The organism is Flavobacterium sp. MFBS3-15, assembly GCF_026107645.2.
Taxonomy (GTDB): domain Bacteria; phylum Bacteroidota; class Bacteroidia; order Flavobacteriales; family Flavobacteriaceae; genus Flavobacterium.
This window is the reverse complement of record NZ_JAPCHV010000018.1, coordinates 25,641-48,470: the sequence shown is the minus strand read 5'-3', so window position 1 is coordinate 48,470 and position 22,830 is coordinate 25,641. Positions and strand designations below refer to the sequence as shown.

Here is a 22,830-nt window from a genome sequence, read left to right as displayed (position 1 = left end):
TCAATTGAAGCGCCTTTGTTTATTTTGGGTTATAGTATTAATTCACCACAATCTTCTTCACGGCTTTTCTTGCGCCATCCTGAACGGTTACAAGATATACCCCTGACTGGATGTTCGAAAGGTTTACATTGCCTGAGAATAATCCTGTATTTTCATATGCGGCATTGTAAACTTCACGCCCCCTCAAGTCATGCACGCCAATTTGTATGGCATTTTCGCTTTCAGAGGTAAAGCCTACTGTAAAGCTCCCGTTGTTAGGGTTAGGATATAGTGTAAAATTCTTAAGGCTGAAGCCGTCCACAGCATTTACGGTTTGAGAACATATTTCAACGAACCAAGAGTTAAGAGTTCCTGTATCATCAGCACCGGCATCAGCAAAAGCCAATATCCAGTCACCCTGTGCCTGTGTTCCTTCAAATTCGGAAAGAGGCTCTGAAGGAATAAAACTTCCTGATGTCGTTGCGCCACAATTTACAGAACTTCCTGAATCACTGAAAGTAACATTCAGGTTGTTACTTGTCCCGCAAGCCATTTGCCACAATAATGCCTGTGAATTGTCCGGCCTTGCAATAATAAGTATAAGGTCACCAATGTAAGTGTGTGTAATGTTTACCCCAACATTCACTGTTTGAACAATAGAATTGTCCGGCACATTAATCGTTGATATACTATAGTTTTGACCATTGTCCGGGATATTGACAGCAGTATCATTTGTATAAGTATTACATTCTGTAACCACTTCCACTCCAATTGAAAACGGGGTCTGGTTAACCGCATAATAGATATTCCCTACGGCTTCAACCATAATTCGGCAAGAAATAGCTTCTACGTTGGGCACTGTAATGTTTTCCGACCCGTCATTCGGTGTATTGGATGCCAATACGGTAGGCCATGTAAGTCCTCCATCTGTTGAAAGGAGTATGTTGACATTTGAAGTATTAATTCCATTGCCAGTAGTGCCGGCTACATTCCAGGTTATGGCTTCGGTGCTACCCTGCTCCCAGGTAATGTTTGTTGTGTTTTGCGATGTTACTGTAAATGGCCCGGCAGTATTATTTACAATTACGTTCATGTTTTGCCTTGCCGTTTGGCCACCGTTGGGTGTATTGTTGTCCCTTACGGTAAGTGCAAAGTTGAGCGTTCGGCCCACTGTAGGCACTACTTCCCAAGTAGGAGCGAGATTGTTGTTTAATACGCTTGATAGTTCTGGCATGTACCTGTTTGGAGACGCAGAAGGATCAATTGACCTGAAGTTAGGGCCTGATGTACTTGTGGACAAGGGGGTAAAGTCTACAGTTGAGTTTGCACCATTGTTATTCGTTTGTTCCCAACAGTAGGTGAGCGCATCCCCATCAGCATCTGTACCATTGCCTTTTAATATAAATGCAGTTCCTTTTGGAATGGTACGGTTAGGTATTGCAGCGATAACGGGAGGGGTGTTATTGTTCTCTTCCAACATTGCACAGCCGCCATTGCCATTCACAAAATTAAACATCTGGTTTAAGCTTACTGCATGGAAATAATCATCGGAGTTGCTTTGTACATTTGGAGGGCTTATGCCTGCATAAGCCATGATTGTGCTTCCGCTACCAGGTTCTACAGCAGTGCTTGCGGTTCTTTGGTAAGAGTTGTTAAATGTGTGGTTAGCCCCAAATTGGTGGCCCATTTCGTGTGCAACATAGTCAATGTCAAAAGGGTCGCCCACAGGAGCCGGGCTACCGGTTACACCTTGCGCTTTAAACTGTGAACAGACAGATCCCAGTGAGGCTATTCCTCCCCCTCCTGTGCCAAATACATGTCCGATGTCGTAATTTGCAGAACCTATACCGCTATTGATGATAGGCTGTATTTGATCGATCATAGTGCCTTCATCGTTGTTTTGGAGGTTGTCTGAGGTTACAAAAATGATATTCTCATTATTAGGTACGATTTGCATGGTAAGTGACATATCCTTTTCGAAAACTCCGTTCACACGTGTCATTGTTACAGTCATTGCGGCAAGTACTGCTGCTTTTTTCTGCTCAAGAGTTCCGGCACCTACGCCGGCGGCGTTAATTTGGTAAGCAGCATATTCAATGGTGCAGGCAAGTGCAAGGCGATATGTCCTGAATAACCCGTCATTGGCCATTGTTGTGGGTGGCGGGGGCGGAACATTGTCCAAAGCAGGTTCGTTTACGCTGCAATGAAAAGTGCGGGCCGCTTTTACATTCGACTTTTTGTAAACAATGTAGTTTTGAAGATCCGCTGTGTAAGGATCGATGTATTGCGTGCCTTTGTCTGACATAATTATAGCATGCACACCGAAGATGGTCGTGCTGAATCGTATAGTAGTTGCAGGATTTTCAATGCCACGGCCTACATACGATTTAATATTAGGATGCTGCGCGCCAAGGTCCGGATGTAGTACAGGCGCTTCATATATCCTGAAATTTTCCATTTTGCCATCGGCTGTAGGAAATGAAATAAGCACATTCGAAGGCTGGCCCGAATTTCGCAACGGGGTATTTACCAGCATATTTTCTAGTTCAGGCTGGTTGATGCTAAAAGTATGGAAAATGAGCGGTGTAGAAGCTCGTTCCACCTTTCGGACCGTTGCGAGGCTTTCCCGTGGAACAGCGCTCCAAATCGGCACCTGTGCATAGGATAGTGCCGATCCTCCAATGAGCAATAGGGATAGTAGTAGTTTTTTCATAATAAAATTTACATTAATGCCTGCTAAAGTAGGAATTAAGTAGTTATATTTTAACATTCTTTGTGAATATAACATTTTTTTAGGTTGTATTCATTTTTGTCTGAAATTGTTTCCGCAAGCAAAAAGCTGAAAAACATGCCAAAATTTTGCTATGCACCCTGCATTAGTTAAATTTGCCAACTTAATACTTCGGTTTGAAAATCTTCAACTCAATACACGAATTCAGTTCTACTGCCAAAACCATAATAACACTGGGTACTTTTGATGGTGTGCATAAAGGACACGCATCCATATTGCGCAAAATTATAAGTAATAGCAGGGCATTGGGCTATGAAAGCGTGGTACTGACATTTTTTCCGCATCCCCGAATGGTCCTCCAGCAAAACAGTGCCATAAAGTTGCTTAGTACAATGGAAGAAAAGGCCCAATTGCTGGAAAGTTATGAGCTTGACAATCTTGTGATCCATCCGTTTGATATTGAATTTTCCAGGTTAACGGCTGAAGAATTTGTAAAAGATGTTCTTGTTGACAGGCTTAATATACATAAGGTAATTATTGGACACGACCACCGATTTGGGCGCAATCGCACTGCCAACATAGATGATCTCATACGTTTTGGCAATGAGTATGGTTTTGAGGTAGAAAAAATCTCAGCACTTTCAGTAAATGAGGTATCTGTAAGCTCGACTAAAATCCGGAATGCGCTTACCGCAGGCGATATAACTACTGCTAACGATTTTTTGGGTTACCCATATTTCCTGACCGGGACTGTAGTAAAAGGAAAACAACTAGGCAGGACCATTGGCTTCCCGACAGCAAATATGCATATAAAAGAAGATTACAAGCTTATCCCGGCCAATGGCGTTTATACTGTTTCGTCTGAGATTGACGGGAAAATAGTATACGGAATGATGAACATTGGGGTAAGGCCTACTGTTGAAGGTACAAGCCTGTCAATAGAAGTGCATTTTCTCGATTTGGATAAAAATCTTTATGATGCCCGTATGTGCATTGCCATCCATCACAGGCTCCGTGATGAGCAAAAATTTGAGTCCTTTGATGCACTTAAACTGCAATTGTATAAAGACAGGGAAGATACCATTGCCTACTTTAAAAAGCATAAGGTATGAAAGGGCTTTTCCGGCCAATAGATAACGCCCCACTTATTGTTTTCAGGATATTCCTTGGATTCCTGTTGGCCTGCGAAACTTTCGGAGCAATTCTTACCGGATGGGTAAAGAGCAACCTTGTTGAGCCGAAATTCACTTTTTCGCATATTGGCATGGATTGGCTTCAGCCGCTGCCCGGCAACGGTATGTACTGGTACTTTGCCGCTATGGGAGTATTGGGGCTACTTGTCATGGTTGGCTACAAGTACCGTTTTAGCATAGGGATGTTCACCCTTTTGTGGGCCGGAGCCTATTTTATGCAAAAAACATCATACAACAATCATTACTACCTGCTTATGCTGGTGTGTTTCATAATGCTGTTTCTGCCAGCACACCGATATGCTTCAATAGATGCCCGGCTGAATCCATCAGTAAAAAAGCTAACAATGCCTGTTTGGTGTTCCTGGATCATGATAGCGCAGGTAAGCATCGTTTATTTTTATGCTACTCTGGCAAAATTTTATCCGGGATGGCTTGATGGCACATTTACGCATGACCTGTTGGAACGCTCTATAACTAACCCTGCGCTGCGGGAGTTCATGACGCAAAAATGGTTTTATCTTTTCATAGCTTATGCAGGTATAGCTTTTGATATGTTAGTTGTTCCCTTGTTATTGTATAGGAAGACAAGGACAATTGCGCTCATCGCTTCGGTCATCTTTCATATCTTCAACTCAATTACATTACAGATAGGTATTTTCCCATTCTTTGCGCTTAGTTTTGTGGTGTTCTTCTATCCTCCGCAAAAAATCAGGAAGGTATTTCTAAGGCAGAAGCCCGAAGTCGCAGAAGATGGGGGTAATTATGAGGGTGCAGGGTTGCTGAAATATCTTTTCGTGCCTTACATTATTATTCAGTTGCTGCTACCATTGAGGCACTACCTTATCAAGGGAGATGTATTGTGGACAGAAGAAGGACATCGCCTGAGCTGGCGGATGATGCTGCGTAGCCGGTGGGGTGATACCGATTTCCGCATTATTGATAAAAAGACAGGAAAGAGGCTTTATTACAGTGTAAGCCACAACCTGACCCACAAGCAAAAAAGCGGCATGGAAACGCGTCCCGACATGATATGGCAGATGGCACAGCGTATTACGGAGTACTTTAAGTTTCAGGGCAAAGATGTAGCGGTATATGCCGATACGCATGTATCAGTGAACAATAGCCGTTTCAAAAGACTCATAGATCCTGATACAGACCTAGCGGCAGTTCAGTGGGATTATTTCTTTCACTGTAAATGGATATTACTGTACGATGAGCAGGGCAATTTGATTCAATAATATATGCTCAAATCAAAGTATATGCTCTGTCTTCAAATAGGTTACAAATGTTTTTATCAAACTTTTTACGTATTTAACAATCCTTTAATTTAATCATACTTATTGTATTAAAATTTTACTAATTCGTGTTTCTGTGTGCGTTTTTATAGCTAAATTCGGGTAAGGTAAACGTTAGAAAAGGAAGTGGCTCTAAAGACAGTTTTTTTAGTGACCCTCTTAACCGTTGCTGTTGATCTCTTAACTGATTATAAAACAAAAACATACTGAATATGAAAGTCTCAAGAATTTTAATTAATGGTTTGATCATCTTCATAGGGATAGCTGCATTTTTCCTTATTATGGAAAGTGCCGGGCTTAAAGACCAAATCTATCTCAGGCTGATAAATTTTATCTTCGTAATATACGGTGTCAACAGGACGATCAAGGGTAACTTTAAAGACCGTATTGATGGTTATTTTACTAATCTTGCCGCCGGCTTCCTTACATCGTTTATAAGCTTGGTGCTTGGCATTTTCAGCTTTATGTTGTATGCGGAATATAAAGGTGGTACCGACTACCTTCAAAACTTCCCGCACAGCTATATATTTGGTGGCGGAGAACCTGAAATAGGTGAATTCTGCTTCGGATTATTCCTTGAGGGCCTTGCAGCATCGATGATTGTATCATTTGCGCTGATGCAGTTCTGGAAAGATAAACTGGAGAAAATCAATGAAGTGGATGACGTTGCTCACAGGCCCCACTAATCTTTGTATGTGAAATGGCGGAGGGTTCAATGGAAATTGCTATTTTTGAAGCCACTTAAATTTCCGTTATGAGCATAAAAAGGCACGACTGGACCAAAGAAGAGATTATTGCTCTTTATAACAAGCCAATGATGGACCTGCTGTATGAGGCAGCATCCATACACCGCGAGCACCATGACCCTAATGTAGTGCAGGTGTCAACATTATTGTCCATAAAAACAGGGGGTTGCCCCGAAGACTGCGGTTACTGTCCGCAGGCTGCCCGCTACCACACCCATATAGAAGGTAACGACCTTATGAGTGTGTCGCAGGTAAAAGCACAGGCTTTGCGTGCAAAGGCCAGCGGATCATCGCGTGTGTGCATGGGCGCGGCATGGCGCAATGTAAAGGACGGCCCTGAATTTGACAGCGTATTGGAAATGGTCCGTACTATCAACAAACTCGACATGGAGGTATGCTGTACTCTTGGCATGCTTACCGAGAACCAGGCAGCGCGACTTGCAGAAGCCGGGCTGTATGCTTACAACCACAATCTAGATACGTCAGAAGAATACTATAAAGAAGTGATTTCCACACGCGGATTTGAAGACCGCCTGCAAACCATAGAGAATGTGAGGAAAACCAATGTTACCGTTTGCAGTGGCGGCATTATAGGCATGGGCGAAAGCGTTGAAGACCGCGCCGGGATGCTCGTGGCGCTGGCGTCGCTTAACCCACAGCCGGAATCGGTTCCAATCAATGCACTAGTGGCAGTGGAAGGTACTCCGATGGAAGACGAAAAGCCGGTGGAAATATGGGAAATGATACGTATGGTGGCAACCACCCGCATTGTGATGCCCGAAACACAGGTGAGGCTATCGGCAGGGCGTACCCAAATGAGCCGCGAGGGCCAGGCTATGTGCTTTTTTGCAGGAGCCAATTCCATTTTTGCAGGCGATAAGCTGCTCACCACACCAAACCCCGATGTGAATGAGGACATGAAAATGTTCGAAATGCTTGGTCTTGTTCCGCAGAAGCCATTCACCAAAGTATCGCAGCCTAAAACGGTGGAAGCCGAAGATTCGCAATATGAATCCCTTGGAGAAAAGCCACGTTGGACAAGGCCGGGCCACAAGATTGAACGCAACCTCGAGGCATCGGGCAAGAAAATGCAGGAGAATTAATCAGAAGCTAAGCAAATATAAACCCCAAAGATTTTGAATTCTTTGGGGTTTTGTCATTTATTATCGATATGTTTTGCAATCCTTACCAGCACAAATTAACCTGGCTTCCGCATAAAAAAGCTTTTTGATTTGATATAATTCTTATGCTTATATTTGGCGTACCCAAACCCTGAAACGTGAAAAAGCAAAAGAAATGTACCGGCAGCAAGGCAGCTTTCCTGGCATTATTGTGCTTTTTCCTTTGCACTTCGGCCATCGGGAATACTATTGAGCACTGCGATGCCCTGATAAAAAAAGGCATCGATGCCATGTGGGACAAGCAACACGTAAAATCGCTTGAATTCCTCACTGAGGCGCGCAACCTGGCCGAAAAGAACAGGTGGTATAAACAGCAGTTTTTGGCAACCAATAACATAGGGGCCAACTATTATACGATACTCGAATATGGAGAGGCACTGCATTACTATTTAGAAAGCTATAACATTGCTGTTAAAGAACTTGGCCCCAAGTATGAAATGGTGGTGCTGAACAATATTGCCATATTGTACTCTAAGGAAAAGAATTATGCCAAGGCACAGGAATACTTTAAAAAAGCTTATGACATAGCCCGGGAAAATAAGGATGGAACCAAAATAGGCCTCTATGCCATGAACCTTGGTAACCTTGCCAACGAAATGGGAAATGTAAAGGAAGCCAGGGTATACATACTCGAATCGTTCCCATACCTTAAATCCGATCCCCAAATGCTTGTACTGGCGCAAGTAGGCCTGGCCGATAACGACCTGTTGCAGGGCAACACGAGACAGGCAAGGGAAAAGGCCATGAACCTTTACAAAAGCGATGTTAACCTGAATTTTAATGATATAGGCACTTCGCTGATGCTTATCATCATGAAGGCCTACCTTAAGGAAGGCAATTATCCTAAAGCTATTGAAAGCGGGCACAAGCTTTTGGGTACAAAACCAAATGCCGATAACCGTAAGAAGGTTTTTGAGGTGCTCTCGGATGCGTATACCAAAAACGGTAATTATACCGAAGCGCTTCGTTACAAAGACTCCATCGTATCTGCCATAGAGGAGCTCGAGGAAACCAAGAACAAGATATTGCTCAACAGCAACGAGGCTAAATTTCGCATACAGGAATATAAAAACGAGTTGGCTATCAATGAGGAGAAAAGGTCGTCCGAACGCAACCTTTTCTACTTCATAATAGGGGGTATCATTGCCGTGGCCGCCATTATCGTGCTTATAATCCGGAACATTTCGGTCAAGCTTAGGCAAAAAAAGCTGATAGCGGAACAAAATGAAAAAGTGATTGCGCTGGAACTTGAAAAGGAAAAGCACGAAAATCTGCTGCTGGAAAAGCAGATCCGTGAAAAGGAAACCCAGGCGCTCTTGGAGCAGGAACAGCTAAAGAATGAAATAGAGTCGCGCAACCGTAAGCTCTCGGCCAAGGCGTTATATCTTTCCGGAAGGAATGAACTGATTGAGGAAGTGATATCCTCGCTCTCCCAGATACCAGACCTGGCAGGTGACCGGTCACTCTCGGGCCACATAAAAACACTGAAGGGGCACCTAAAGACCGACCACGAATGGGATAGTTTCATTACCCATTTTGAGGAAGTCAACCATGGCTTCCTAAACCGCCTTAAGGTAATGCATCCGTCTCTCAATGCAAACGACATCCGTTTCATATCTTATATCTACATGAATCTTAGCACAAAGGAAATTTCGTCGATGCTCAACATTACACCCGAAGCCGCACGGAAAAGGAAGGAACGCGTAGCATCTAAAATGGAATTGCCCGAGGATGTTTCCTTATACGATTATTTATCAAACGTTTGAGGGTTGAATAATCACGGATTTTAGGGTTTTATGTCACACTATTTCTGCATTAAATTTTTGTTATCTAATTGTTTTTACTGAAAATTGTCAGGTGAAAATTTACCAACAAAAAACAATTAGCATGAAAAAAATTACGATCCTTGCCCTGCTCCTTATGGCAGGCGTTAGCGGGCATGCGCAGTACAGCTATGAGGCTACGGATGACTATGGAAGGCTGGAGGGCATTACCTATGACCTGGAAACTGCGAATAAATTATATGCGGTTTCGCTGAACAACCACATTGTTGTTTCCTATGACAACGGTGTTACTTGGGATTTGCTGTTTGCCTACCCTAATACAGGTGCAAGGCTGACCAACCTGAGGATGCTGCCCGGCAATGAGAACCTGTGCTTTTCGGTACTGAATCTGGAGGCTGAGAACGGCATACATATATTTAATGTTGAGGACGGTGAAATAATTAGCACAATCCCTATGCCGGTGCTTGAAGGTGATGTGAATGTTAACAATTTTGATGTGTATGATAGTGAAGCTTCAACAATCATATTGAATATCAGTAATAGCGGCCATAAAGTTTTTTATACTACAACTGGTGGTGAAAACTGGACACAAGTATATGATGCCGGGGATTATAACGACGTTGCGATACAAAGTGTTGCCATTAGCCCAAATGATCCAACAAAACTGTTCATGACCCGCGGTGGCGGGCCTACTGACGTAGATGGCGGTATTTTCATTTCAGTTGATTCGGGTGAAACGTGGACGGAAAAACTCACTGGGGTAATACTGAACCCAATTGCTTTTAAGCCGGGCGTGCCTTCTGAAATAATGGTGGGCACAGATATGTTTGATTTTGATACAGATCAGAACCTGTACCGCTCTACTGATGGCGGCGAAACATGGAATATCGTTCCGTCTACCTGGACTGATATGGTAACTGATCATTTCACGGTAATAAAATACCATCCTACAAATCCGGAAATCATTTATGTGCTTGAAGAAAACGAGATAGGCTTTTCTGAAGATGGAGGTACGACCTGGCAAATAACAGCGTATCCTGAAGAGGTGTACTATGCGGGGCTTTCAGTCAGTGTTAACCCTTTCCAGAACAAGGAAGCTGTTATCACGGCAAATATGTATCCGGTTAAAACAGCCGACGGTGGATTGACACTTACTCAGGTAAAAGCCCCTTTCTATAATATTGCCAGCTTATCGGCGGTTAAGTTTGGCACTGCCGAACATTTATACTATGGTGCACAGGGCGGTTTGCTGCACAAAGACTACACAACAGGTGAAACTGACGCGTACAATATTGAGTCGGCGGCTACATTCAGCCCGAGCCAGAATGTGGTATTTGCGGATGCGCTGAACGAAGGCAGGCTGTTTATTTATGAAGGTGGCTGGATTGGCGGCAACTTGTATGTGAGTACAGACCACGGTGCTACTCGTTCTACGCTTATAAGTGCATCCGGGATTTCGGATGTGGCTACACACCCGGGCAATGACAACATCGTATATGCGGTATTGGAGGACTGGGGCAACGGATCAGTGCGCAAACTGGACATTACCGACCTTGAGAATGTGGTAGATACCCCAATAATCACTCCGGGGGAGGATGGGCCAATCGGCGGTGTGCTGGTGTATGCAGACCATGTAATTGTGGCTAAGAACGGTACGGTTTATAAAACAACTGATGATGGTGCCAACTGGACAGAGCTTTACACGGTGACAGGCACAACCATTGCCGATATTGCTGCGAACCCGCTTACTGCAGGTGGATTTGGTATTGCTACAGGGAACGGTGTATACACAACTGCCGACGGAGGCGCCACATGGACATCGGCTTTGGAAGGCGCAAATGCCCGTAAATTGGAATTCTCAGACCTTGATGCCGGTGTAATGGCAGTTGGTCTTTATAACAGTGTAGATACAGAAGATGCCTATATCAGCTACTACAATGGCGGCGAATGGATAACAGTTTCTGCAGAAGAGCTTAACTATATCCATTCGTATGGCATGGGCTTCAATTTCATAGGCGATAATATCAATGCCTACATTGGAACGGTTGACATGGGTGTAATACGTTACATCTTCCCAATAGAGGAGCTAAGCACAGACAGCCCGGCAATAGCAGCCAACAAAGTGATACTGGCGCCAAATCCGGCATCGGACATATTTACGGTACAAACCTCACAGCTTATAGAGGTTAAAAATGTTACGATTTACAGCATTACAGGCCAAAAAGTAGTCGAGTCGGCGCAACCAACAATCAATGTTTCGCATCTGGGTAAAGGTGTGTATGTAGTGAAGGCAGAAACAGCTTCCGGCGAGGCAATATCAGCCAAGCTTGTAAAAAAATAAGGAAGAGAGTTTATTAGTTTTTCCGATAGTTACCGGTTTGCAGCCCAATACAGGGCTGCAAACCATATTTAATGCCAATCCTGTTTTCAGGATACAGGCCCAAGGCCTGACAAACAAACAGCAAAAAAAATCATGAAAAGAATTATTACAGCATTATCCCTTACTATACTGTTTTCACTGTGTGGCTATGCGCAGGAATTCAGCGAGGATTTTGAAGGTGCCTGGACAACGGGTACCGGACCAAACACAGGGCCTGGGGGCGGATGGGGGATATATGATAATGGCATTGGCCTGGGCGTAAACTGGGTGCAAAGCCCGTTGAACAACCCGCTGCAGCCACCATATGAAGGCCTCCGTGCAGCCTATGTGGACAAACAAAACGTAGCTACGGGCATGGCCGAAGACTGGCTCACAACACCGCAGTTTAACGTGCCGCAAAACGCTCAGGTACGCTTTTTCTCAAGGCTTACCACACCGCAGATAGAAGGAAATATATACGAACTGAGAATATCCACGGCTGCGGTACAGGGTGATTTGGCCAGCTATGCGCTATTGGAGGACTGGACAGAAGATGAGATAAACCCCATATACAATGAATATACAGAAAAGGTAGTTGACATACCCTCTGAGTACTTTGGGCAACAGGCTTATATTGCGCTTGTTATGAAGAATGACAACGGCGACCGTTGGCTGGTAGACAACTTTAGCGTGGTCATAAAATGCATGCCGCCGACCGACATTAGCATACCCAATGTAACGCTCGATTCTGCGGAGATTGACTGGACGAATAACAGCGGGGCAACCCAATGGGAATTCGAGATAGTGGAGCAGGACCAGCCTTTTTCCGGAACAGGGGAATTTTATAGTGGCCAGCCCCCGATTTTAGCGGATGGGCTTGATGATTCTATGGTATATAAAGTGAGAATTAAGGCGATATGCGGTACGAATATGGAGAGTGACTGGAGCGAACCCTTCACTTTTTCTACAGCTTTTACCGCTCCGGCCAATGACGAGTGCAACAACGCAACAAATCTTACGGTAAATCCTACAGAAGTTTGCACCGCCACATCGCCCGGCATCATAAACGGGGCAACAGCGTCGGCACAGGGCAATACCTGTACCGGTACCGCTGATGACGACGTTTGGTTTGAGTTTACCGCCACCAATGTAAAGCACACCATAGCCATAGGCAATGTAACCGGCAACGACACCGACCTGGTGCATGCCGTATACTCGGGTAGTTGCGGTGCACTTTCGCTGGTATATTGCAGCGACCCCGATAGCAGCACCGCCAACGGCCTTGTTGCCGGGCAAACCTATAAAGTCAGGGTGTATTCCAAATCGGCCACGGCGACAACTACCACGTTTACCGTATGCGTGGGTACACCGCCCCTGCCACCGGCCAATGACAACTGCGCCACCGCGACAGCACTTTCTGTTAATCCGGATGACTCCTGCACGCTGGTTACGCCGGGCACTGTAGCCCTGGCTACCGGATCGCCCGAGGCCAACACCTGCGGGGGCAATGACGACGACGATGTTTGGTTTGAGTTTACCGCAACCAATACCTCCCACATCATTTCGCTGCTTAATGTGGCGGGAGGCACCCCGGACCTGTTCCATGTGGTGTACCAGGGCGATGTGTGCGGATCGCTTACGCAGCTGTACTGCAGCAACCCGGACAGCAGTGTGGCCAACGGGCTTAACATCGGACAAACCTATAAAGTAAGGGTATATAGCTTTACCGGTACGGGCGGGCAAACTACCTCGTTCGATATTTGTGTGGGTACGCCACCGCCACCACCGGCCAATGACGAATGCGCCACGGCTACCGTGCTTACGGTAAATCCCACGCTGGATTGCACCGCATTCGAAACGGGAACGGTAGAATGGTCTACGCCATCTGCGGAGGTGAACACCTGTACCGGTACCGATGACGACGATGTTTGGTACGAATTTACCGCTACGCAGACCACCCACAACATATCCCTGTTCAATGTAACGGGAAGCACCAACAACCTGGTGCATGTGCTGTATGAGGGCGATAACTGCGCCACCATGGCCCAGCTGTATTGCAGCGATCCGAACAACAGCACCGCGCAAAACCTTACCGTAGGGCAAACCTACAAGATAAGGGTATACACCTTCTCGGCGACAACGGGGCAGGATACGGCATTCAATATTTGCGTGACCACACCGCCGATACCGCCTGCCAATGACGAGTGCGCCACGGCTACCGTAGTGCCCGTGAACCCTACGGATGTGTGTGACCAAAAGGTTGCCGGTACGGTACTTTCGGCAACTGCATCGCCACAGTCGACAAGCTGTGCAGGATCGGCTGATGATGATGTTTGGTTCGAATTTACCGCCACAAATACAACACATCTCATAAGCCTTTCGAATGTAACCGGAAGCGCCCCGGATCTTTACCACTCGGTGTATTACGATTGTGCTGCATTCACACAGATGTATTGCAGCGATAGCAACAGCAGTGTTGCCAGCGGTCTTACGGTAGGGGAGGTATATAGGGTGAGGGTATACACAACGACCGCCCTGCCGGGACAAAACACTTCTTTTGACATCTGTGTAGGCACGCCGCCGCAGCCGCCGGCCAACGACGAGTGCGCCAATGCTGTTGCGGTTCCTGTAAATGCAGGGGCAGCATGTATAGAATCGGTTGCGGGTACGGTCTATTCGGCTACGCCATCGGGACAGGCCAATGTTTGCACCGGCACCGCCGATGATGACATTTGGTATAAATTTACCGCTACCGAAACCAACCACGATATTGCCATAACCAACATTACGGGCAGCACCAATGTTTTGGTACACGCCCTGTACCGCGGCAGCGACTGCGGAGCGCTTACGCCCATATATTGCAGTACATCCAACAGCAGCAATGCATCCTACCTTACACCGGGCGAGCAATACCTGATACGCATTTATACCTTTACGGCCGACCCGGGACAGACTTCGACATTCAGCGTATGCGTAACCACGCCCAACCAGCCGGTATTTACCGATGATACCACCTATACCGTGCCGGAACTGGTATCGGAAGTGGTAGTGAGTACTGCCTGCGCGCAGGTATCGAACCTGACATGGAAAACCGGCATTACAGAAGGCTTTGAAGGCGATAACGGTATTGCTTACTTTAATGCCAACGGCTCCGGCTTCCCTATAGAAGAGGGTGTGGTGCTGAGCACAGGAAGGGCTTTCCGTTCGCGTGGGCCTAATACTTCCGAACTTAGCGATGGCGCTGCGGCATGGAGCGGTGATACCGACCTGTTTAACTATATACAGGGACTGGGAATCGACCCTGACCTGGAAGATTATAATAACGCTACGGTATTGGAATTTGACTTTGTACCCCTTACCGGGCATATCAGCTTCCCATTTGTCTTTGCTTCCGAAGAATACGGACAGTTCCAATGCAATTTCTCAGATGCCTTTGCCTTTTTCCTGACCAATACGGAAACGGGCCAAACGACCAACCTGGCCCTGCTGCCCAATAGCAACACGCCGATTTCGGTTGTAACCATACGCGACGGGGCTAATGCCGACTGTGCCCCGGCCAACCCGGAATATTATGCGCAAAACAACCAGGGCAGCAATGCGATGGCAGCCGACATCAATTACAACGGGCAAACCGTTCTGCTCACGGCCCAGTCGGATGTTGAGGTAAACACGGTGTACCATATCAAGCTGGTTATTGCCGACAGGAATGATGAGCTGCTGGATTCGGCAGTATTCATAGGGCCGTTTGACATTGGGAATATCGACTTGGGCGAAGACTTTTTGGTGGCAACCGGCAATGCGCTGTGCGAGGGCGAAACGTATACTATCGACAGTGAACTTGACCCTGCGCTGTATACTATTGAGTGGCTGCGCAACGATGTGGTGATACCGGGCGCAACGGGCCCTTCGATCACTATAAACGAGGCAGGCAACTATACCATACAAGCACAATACATCAGTTCTACCTGTGTGGCGGTAGAGTCGAAGAATATTGAGTATTACGATTCGGTTGCAGCCACTACCGGCAACCCAGAAAACCTTGTGATATGCAACACCAACGGAACAGCCGAATTTGACTTTACCGGAAATACCGGAATCATCATCAACGGGCTGGATGCCGCTGATTATACCATCAGCTACCACGTATCGCAGGCCGATGCTGATAATGATGTGTTGCCGGTTGGCCCGCTGTATGAAAATACCTCGTCGCCACAAACCATATATGTAAGGATTGTGAACGACGTTAACGGCTGCATGGCCTTTAAGCAATTTACCATTTCTGCACAGGTAGTTAATCCTGACCTTGGTTTTGCCGAGGGTTGCCGGGGCAGCCAATATATGCTGGAGGTGCTGGCACTTGACGATTTTGACACTGAAACCGCTACCTATGCCTGGACAGGCCCTAATGGGTTTACCGCCGCTACAGGGGAGATAGAAGTGCCGGTGCCTGGAGAATATTCGGTGCTTGTAACCACTGCCGAAGGCTGTGTGGTAACGGCGAGCCGCATCATAGACGAGTTTAGCTGCGTGATCCCGAGGGGCATTTCGCCGAATGGCGATGGGAAGAATGAAACGTTTGATCTTACCGGAATGGATGTAAGGAAGATAGCTATCTTTAACCGCTACGGGCAGGAACTGTTTAGCTATGGCGCTTACGTAGACCAATGGCACGGGCAGGACAGCAGCGGCAACGAGCTGCCTACGGGTACGTACTTCTACTCGTTCGAAACCCTGCACGGGGAGACGAAGACGGGTTGGGTATACATTAACCGCGAAGAGTAGTTTAGGGAATAGGGTTACCGTATTGTTTTAAAGCGGGTTCGATATAAAATTACAAAGGCTGATTCTATATGAGCGCCCTGCAGAGACGTTGCATTGCAACGTCTCTGCGTTCGTCGAACCCACATTATTTTAACCACATAGAGACATAGGTTTGCATAGCCATTAAGCAGAGGCGGCATATTACACATAGATGAAGCAAAGCTTCATATTATGCGTTGCTTACACAAGCCTAAATGGAGTTTAGAAGAGATATATTTCTATGTGGTTAATTTTTTCGGATAGTGGGATAACAATAATACAGTAGTAAGGCGAAAAAACCTGTTTCCTTTTAAAAATCATGCATTTTAACATTAAACATGCCCATAAAGTACACGAAATTGAAAAATTTTCGTTTGCTTTGGAGGGAATTAACCAATTCAGGCCGTTTAACCAAACAAACACAAATCAATGAAGAAATTATACCTTGCAGCATTATTGGCTCTGGGTGTACTGCCAAATGCGACGGCCCAGCAGGACCCGCACTACACGCAGTACATGTACAACATGAATGTGATCAACCCGGCTTATGCGGGCTCGAAGGAGAATTTGGCCTTTGGGTTATTGTACCGCAAGCAGTGGGTTGACATCCAGGATTCCCCGAGTACGGGTACCTTTTCGGGCCACAGCCCTGTTGGTAAGAATGTAGGATTGGGCTTATCGGCGATAGTCGATGAGATCGGCCCTGTACAGGAGACCAACCTGTATGCCGACTTCTCCTATACCCTTCGCCTTGGCGGTGAACACCGGCTTGCCCTTGGCCTGAAAGCGGGTCTTACCTTCCACGACGTAGGATTGTATGACGACATCGGTAACGGCTATGTACCGGATGACAATGACCCTGCATTCCAGGAAAACGTGAACAACACGTATTTCAACGTAGGTGCAGGAGCATTCTACTACACAGAGAGCTACTATTTGGCTTTCTCGGTGCCGAACATGCTCAAGAGCAAGCACCTTGATGTACGTTCTACCGATAATGGCGATGCCTACGAATTCGGTTCAGAAGTATCGCATTACTTTTTGACGGGTGGATACGTGTTTGAGATTGGCGACAACTTCAAGCTGAAGCCCTCGTTCATGGTAAAATCGGCCTTTGGGGTAGACCCTTCGATAGACGGCTCTTTGAATGCCCTTTTCTTCAACAGGTTCGAGATCGGCGCTACCTACAGGCTGGATGATTCCTTTGGCGGCATGGTGAACTATGCCATCACCCCGAACCTGAGGATCGGCTATGCCTACGACCACATCGTATCGGACCTGAAGGTGACCACCCCTGCCTCGCACGAAGTCATGCTGCTGTTCGATGTGAACTTCCCGAAAAAAGTATCACGTTCACCACGTTATTTCTAACCTAAAGAGAGACATTTTCAATGAAAAATCTATATATATCACTTGGCTTTATGCTGGTGGCTATGAGTGTTGCGGCGCAAAACGCGGCTACCGCAGAGGCCGACAAGCTCTTTAAAAAGTTCGAGTACCTGGATGCGGCCAAAGAGTACCAGAAAATCAAATCGAAGGACGGCTATGTGTACAAGCAGATAGCCGAGAGCTACTTTAATGTATATAACAGCAAGGAGGCTGTAAAATGGTACGCCAAGGCGGTAGAGAGCAAGCAGGATGCAGAAACCTACTACCGTTATGCCCAGATGCTGAAGGCAGAGGGCAAATATGAGGAGTCGAACAAGCAGATGCAGAAGTTCGCCTCGATGGCACCGAAGGACCAAAGGGCGATTGCCTTTAACCAGGATCCGGATTACCTGCCGAAGCTAAAGACGCAAACCAGGCTGTTTGATGAGCAGTTGCTGGACATCAGCGATAAAAAATATGCCGATTTTGGTGCCGTACTGGTAGACAATACCCTGTACTTTACCAGTGCCAGGAACACGGCCAGGAGGACCTATGGCAGGAACGAGGAGCCTTTCCTCGATATGTATATGGCTACCTACAACAGCAACGGCACCATTAGCAACCCGACTCCGATAGAGGAAATCAACTCCAAATACCATGACGGGCCTGCTGCGGTGACTGCCGATGGCAATACAATGTACTTTTCGAGCGAAAGCTTTAAGGAGGGCAATTATGAGAAAGACACCCCCGGACAAAGGACAGGCCTTATATACCTGTTTGTTGCAACAAAGGTGAATGGAGTGTGGACGAACATAAAGCCGGTACCTTTTAACGGGAAAACGTGGTCTACCGGAAACCCGTCGATCAGCAAGGACGGCAAGACGCTGTATTTTGCTTCGAACAGGAAAGGTTCGCTGGGCGCTACCGACATCTGGAAAGTGGAAGTGAAAGGCAACAACACCTATGGTGAGCCGGTAAACCTGGGCAAAAAAGTGAATACGGAGGGCAATGAGAACTTCCCTTTCATAGCCGACGATAACAAGCTGTATTTTTCTTCGGACGGAAGGAAAGGCGTTGGTGCGCTGGACATTTATGTGAAAGACCTGAATGCCGACAGCGAGGCGCTGAACCTGGGCCTGCCTGTAAACTCACCGCAGGATGATTTTTCGTTCAGCTTCAATGTTACGGCCAACAAAGGCTTTTTTGCCAGCAACCGCAATGGTAACGACGACCTGTACCTTGCCACGCCTATATGCGGTGTGGATGCGGTAGTGATGGTAACCGACTCTAAGACGGGCAAGCCGCTCGTAACGGCCAATGTGGCGATACTGGATGCCAAAGGCAACATCATTGAAACGCGCAAGACCAATACCGACGGCTGGGTGACCTACAGCATTGACTGTAACACGCCCTATTCGCTGCTGGTGTCGGCAGACGGCTATACGAGTGTTTCTAAGCCGCTGGACAAGCATGCCGGAGGGAAGCAGGAGGCAAAAGTGTCGCTGGATCCTATAGAAAGCATCATAAAAGGCGACATGGTACAGCTGAACGATATTTACTTTGAATTTGACAAGAGCAACATTACCCAGGAAGGCGCCGCTGAACTGAACAAGCTGGTAGCTGTAATGAAGGCCAGGCCGAACATTGTGATCATGGCCAAGGCGCATACTGATAACAGGGGGAGCGAGGAATACAACCTTAGCCTGTCTGACCGAAGGGCAAGGGCAGTGGTGCAATATGTAATATCGCAGGGTGTTGATGAGAACAGGATATCGGGGCAGGGCTATGGCGAAAGCCAGCCGCGCGTAAACTGTACCGAATGTACCGATGAACAGCACGCACAAAACCGCAGGAACGAGTTCATCATCGTGAAGAAATAATTTGGCTACAGCATATTGTAAGGGCTGCCGGATAGCAAAAAAAGCTATTTAAGGCAGCCCTTTTTGTATAATGCGGCCTGGTTTTTGGAGTGCTTTTTTGGGCAAATTGTGAAAATTTTGGCTAGCCATAGTTTACAATTTCGCAACGCTTTATTAATTTTGCAGAGCTTAGTAACCCAGTAGTATGCCATTGAACCTAACCGAGATTGAACGTGTAAAAACCATCTCAAAGGAGGATTTTTACAATAATTATGTAAAAAAGCAAAAACCGGTTGTCATAGAAAGGCTGACAGAGGACTGGCCGGCATATACCAAATGGAGGCTTGAATACATACGGGAAATAGCAGGAGAAAAAGAAGTGCCGCTGTATGACGACAGGCCCGTGAGCCACAAAGACGGCTTTAATGAGGCACATGCGAAAATGAAGATGGCCGACTATATTAACCTTCTGCAATCAAAGCCTACAAATTACCGTATTTTCCTGTATAACCTGATGAAGGAGGTGCCGTCGCTCAAAGATGATTTTCGCTGGCCGGACATAGGGCTGAAGCTGGTCAAGCAATTGCCGATGCTCTTCTTTGGCGGGGAGAACTCTAAGGTGTTCATTCATTACGACATTGATTACTCCAACATACTGCATTTTCATTTTCATGGCAAAAAGCGCTGCATACTTTTTGCGCCCGACCAGACACCGTATTTGTATAAGGTTCCGCATGCGCTGATATCGAGGGAGGACATTGATTTTGACAACCCCGATTTTGAGAAATGGCCGGCGCTCAGGCACGCGCAGGGGCTGGTAGCCGACCTGGAGCACGGCGAGATGCTATATATGCCCGAAGGCTACTGGCATTACATGAAATATGTTACTCCGGGCTTCTCCATGAGCCTGCGGGCTTTCCCGAGGAAGATTAGCAATCTCTCCAAAGCGGTGTACAACATACTGATCATGCGGTACTTTGATAATGCCATGCGCAAGATGAAAGGCCAGGCCTGGATAGACTACAAAAACGAGCAAGCGGTCATCCGCACACACAAGAAACTTAATATACCTGTATGATCCCGCTATTTTAGCGGGATTTCTTTTATCTTTACATTGCAAAATGCAGCTGAAGGCAATGTATAAATCGTACACGGTAGATGAAGCAAAGAAAAAACTGGAGCATTATTGTGCTTACCAGGAGCGATGCCATGGGGAGGTTATACAAAAACTCAGGAGCCTGAACATGATCCCGCAGGCTATTGATGCCATTGTGGTACACCTAATCGATAATGATTTTTTGAATGAAGAACGCTTTGCGTGTGCTTTTGCGCGTGGAAAGTTCAGGATAAAGCAATGGGGACGCACCAGGATTGTAAATGAACTGAAAGCGAGAGACATTTCTATTTATAATATAAATAAAGCACTCAGGGAAATACGCGAGGAGGAATATCTGGAAAGCTTTGAGAGGCTTTTCGAGAAAGAATGGGAAGCAAGTGTTGAAAAAAGCCTGCAAAAGAAGAAAAAAAAAGTGATGGATTTTCTTTTAAGGAAGGGTTATGAAACTCATTTGGTGCTGGATAAAGTTTATAATGCTGTCTGAAATAATTAATAATTAGATATTTTGCATTTCATAAATATTTGTTAAATTTGACTGTAGCCAAAAATGACATAACGAATATTAAAGCTGAGACTATGGCTAAAAGAATTCTCCCATTCCTTTTTTTCTTACTGAGTACGGCAGCCCTTGCGCAGCACTATGATTTCAAAAAAGCCGAAATGGATGCCAGGAAGCTGATTTATTCGAAACCTGACAGTGCACTAACCATCATTAAAAGGACACTTGCCCAAAAAGGTGCACATGATACGATATACGGCAATACCTATAATATCTATGGTATGTATTTTGGGATGAAAGGCAACTCTGACTCGCTCATTTACTACACAAAAAAATCACTCACCTATCTTAACCGTTACCCAAGGAATAAAGCCCGGAGCCTGATGAATATGTCCATTGGCTACCGTAATAAGGCGGATTACAATGCGGCAATAAACCTTATTGAAGAGGCGCTGGAGCTTCATAAAAAAGAAAATAACAATGTGGGCGTGGCGATGGCCTACGGGGAACTGGCTTCCAACTATAACTACATGCTGGAGTATGACAAGTCGATTGACCTGCTGCTGAAGGCAATAAAAATACTTAAAGCAGAAAAAAATACCAAGCAGCTTGTAGCCATAAAGCAAAAACTGGCCAATACCTACCTGGCGAAAGAGAATTACCCATTTGCAATTGATCTGTATAGGGAATGCCTCGCTGAATTCAAGGCAGGGGGCATGGCCAAGAATTATTACATGACCCTGATGAACCTTGGCGAGGCACAAATACAGGTGAATGACATGGTGGGTGCACAAAAATCGCTTTCGGAGGCAGTCGTGGGCCTTGAGCCATTTGGCGATAAGGAAATGATAGGTATTTGCTACTCTAAAATTGGAAACCTTGAAAACGCTTTGGGACATTATGAGAAAGGCGTTGCTTCATTCCAAAAAGCAATGGATTACCTTGTGCCTTCGGGTTCGGGAAGGGTAGTGCGCATAGCGGGCGAATACGTCAACCTGCTGAATAAAGGCGGAAATTATAAAAAGTCGATGGAAGTGATCGCTTTGGTAGAGAAACTCAAAAAATTCAACAACGCGAACCTTCAGGACCGCATGGTATATAAAAATGCCGCCGCCGATACCTATAAAGGGACTAATAATGATAAAGAAGCAATTAAGGCTTACCAGCAAACCATTGCCATAATGGATTCGATTGCGGACCAGGAGCAACAGAGCGCTGTAGAAGAAATACAGGCAAAATTCCAAACTGAGCTGCAACGCGAAAAAAATGTAGCACTGGAGGCAAACAACCGCGTACTGCAGGCTACCATGGAGTCGGAAAAGAACCTGATGATGTTATATGTCTTGGTAAGCATAGCCATTATCGTGCTTATATTGCTGTTTTTAAGGGGTTATTGGCTGAAGGCAAAACTTCAAAAGGAAGAATTGAGATTGGTAGAATCTGAGAAGAATATGATTAGGCAACAGCACCAGTATGAGCAGGAGCTTACCAATGCCCAAAAAGAAATTATTGAAGAAAAGCAAAGAGAACTCACCTCGAGCGCATTGCGAATGGCCAATTACCAGGACGGCATCAACCAGATCATTGATAAGTGCGAATCGAATATTTACACAAAAGTTACAGAGGTGAAAAAAGATTTGCAGGGCATCATTAAGCAAAAAGACTACTGGAAGCAGTTTGAAACCAGGTTTAATACCCTGCATCCTGAATTTAGCAACACGCTTACCAACCGCTTTGAAAAACTCACCAAAAATGATATTGAATTTTGTTCTTTATTGAAGCTTAATCTTTCCAATAAAGAGATTGCATCCTTGCTGCAGATCTCACATGAAAGTGCCATTACCAAAAAATACCGTATCAAAAAGAAGATGGATATTAATGATGATGCCGACTTTGAGAAACTCCTTATGGAAATATAA

Annotated in this window: 13 protein-coding genes; 12 read left to right on the top strand and 1 reads right to left on the bottom strand. The window is 45.9% G+C overall.

The window, feature by feature from the left end:
• Positions 1 to 37: 37 nt before the first annotated feature.
• Complete coding sequence (locus OGH69_RS15100) at positions 38 to 2,692, bottom strand: zinc-dependent metalloprotease (protein ID WP_265175322.1); 2,655 nt, start codon at positions 2,690 to 2,692, stop codon at positions 38 to 40.
• A gap of 194 nt (positions 2,693 to 2,886) precedes the next feature.
• Between OGH69_RS15100 and OGH69_RS15095 the strand changes: the two genes are divergently transcribed.
• The 12 genes from OGH69_RS15095 (at position 2,887) to OGH69_RS15040 (ending at position 22,830) form a co-directional block, all read left to right on the top strand.
• Entirely contained in the window at positions 2,887 to 3,822 is a 936-nt protein-coding gene (locus OGH69_RS15095) for a bifunctional riboflavin kinase/FAD synthetase (RefSeq protein ID WP_265175321.1), read from the top strand.
• Positions 3,819 to 5,141, top strand: coding sequence for an HTTM domain-containing protein (locus OGH69_RS15090; RefSeq protein WP_265175320.1), 1,323 nt, complete (start codon positions 3,819 to 3,821; stop codon positions 5,139 to 5,141). The genes OGH69_RS15095 and OGH69_RS15090 overlap by 4 nt, the downstream gene beginning before the upstream one ends.
• Before the next feature lie 269 nt (positions 5,142 to 5,410).
• Positions 5,411 to 5,884 (top strand): hypothetical protein, encoded by a 474-nt coding sequence (locus OGH69_RS15085; protein WP_265175319.1) that lies wholly within the window; start codon positions 5,411 to 5,413, stop codon positions 5,882 to 5,884.
• A 68-nt stretch (positions 5,885 to 5,952) separates the two neighbouring features.
• Positions 5,953 to 7,047 carry a biotin synthase BioB gene (gene bioB / locus OGH69_RS15080; RefSeq protein WP_265175318.1) on the top strand — a complete coding sequence of 365 codons (1,095 nt, stop codon included), beginning with the start codon at positions 5,953 to 5,955 and terminating at the stop codon, positions 7,045 to 7,047.
• Positions 7,048 to 7,223: 176 nt separating this feature from the next.
• Positions 7,224 to 8,891: a tetratricopeptide repeat protein gene (locus OGH69_RS15075; protein WP_265175317.1), complete on the top strand. Its 1,668-nt coding sequence runs from the start codon at positions 7,224 to 7,226 to the stop codon at positions 8,889 to 8,891.
• A gap of 121 nt (positions 8,892 to 9,012) precedes the next feature.
• Positions 9,013 to 11,250 (top strand): T9SS type A sorting domain-containing protein, encoded by a 2,238-nt coding sequence (locus OGH69_RS15070; protein ID WP_265175316.1) that lies wholly within the window; start codon positions 9,013 to 9,015, stop codon positions 11,248 to 11,250.
• Positions 11,251 to 11,382: 132 nt separating this feature from the next.
• A complete protein-coding gene (locus OGH69_RS15065; RefSeq protein ID WP_265175315.1) occupies positions 11,383 to 16,050 on the top strand; it encodes a gliding motility-associated C-terminal domain-containing protein in 4,668 nt (1,555 codons plus the stop codon).
• 447 nt (positions 16,051 to 16,497) lie between these two features.
• Positions 16,498 to 17,439, top strand: a complete 942-nt coding sequence (locus OGH69_RS15060; RefSeq protein WP_265175314.1) for a PorP/SprF family type IX secretion system membrane protein — start codon at positions 16,498 to 16,500, stop codon at positions 17,437 to 17,439.
• Between the two features lie 20 nt (positions 17,440 to 17,459).
• Positions 17,460 to 19,316 carry an OmpA family protein gene (locus OGH69_RS15055; RefSeq protein WP_265175313.1) on the top strand — a complete coding sequence of 619 codons (1,857 nt, stop codon included), beginning with the start codon at positions 17,460 to 17,462 and terminating at the stop codon, positions 19,314 to 19,316.
• 184 nt (positions 19,317 to 19,500) lie between these two features.
• Positions 19,501 to 20,373 carry a cupin-like domain-containing protein gene (locus OGH69_RS15050; RefSeq protein ID WP_265175312.1) on the top strand — a complete coding sequence of 291 codons (873 nt, stop codon included), beginning with the start codon at positions 19,501 to 19,503 and terminating at the stop codon, positions 20,371 to 20,373.
• A 49-nt stretch (positions 20,374 to 20,422) separates the two neighbouring features.
• On the top strand, positions 20,423 to 20,896 hold the full coding sequence (locus OGH69_RS15045) for a regulatory protein RecX (protein WP_265175381.1): 474 nt from the start codon (positions 20,423 to 20,425) through the stop codon (positions 20,894 to 20,896).
• Between the two features lie 92 nt (positions 20,897 to 20,988).
• Complete coding sequence (locus tag OGH69_RS15040) at positions 20,989 to 22,830, top strand: tetratricopeptide repeat protein (RefSeq protein ID WP_265175311.1); 1,842 nt, start codon at positions 20,989 to 20,991, stop codon at positions 22,828 to 22,830.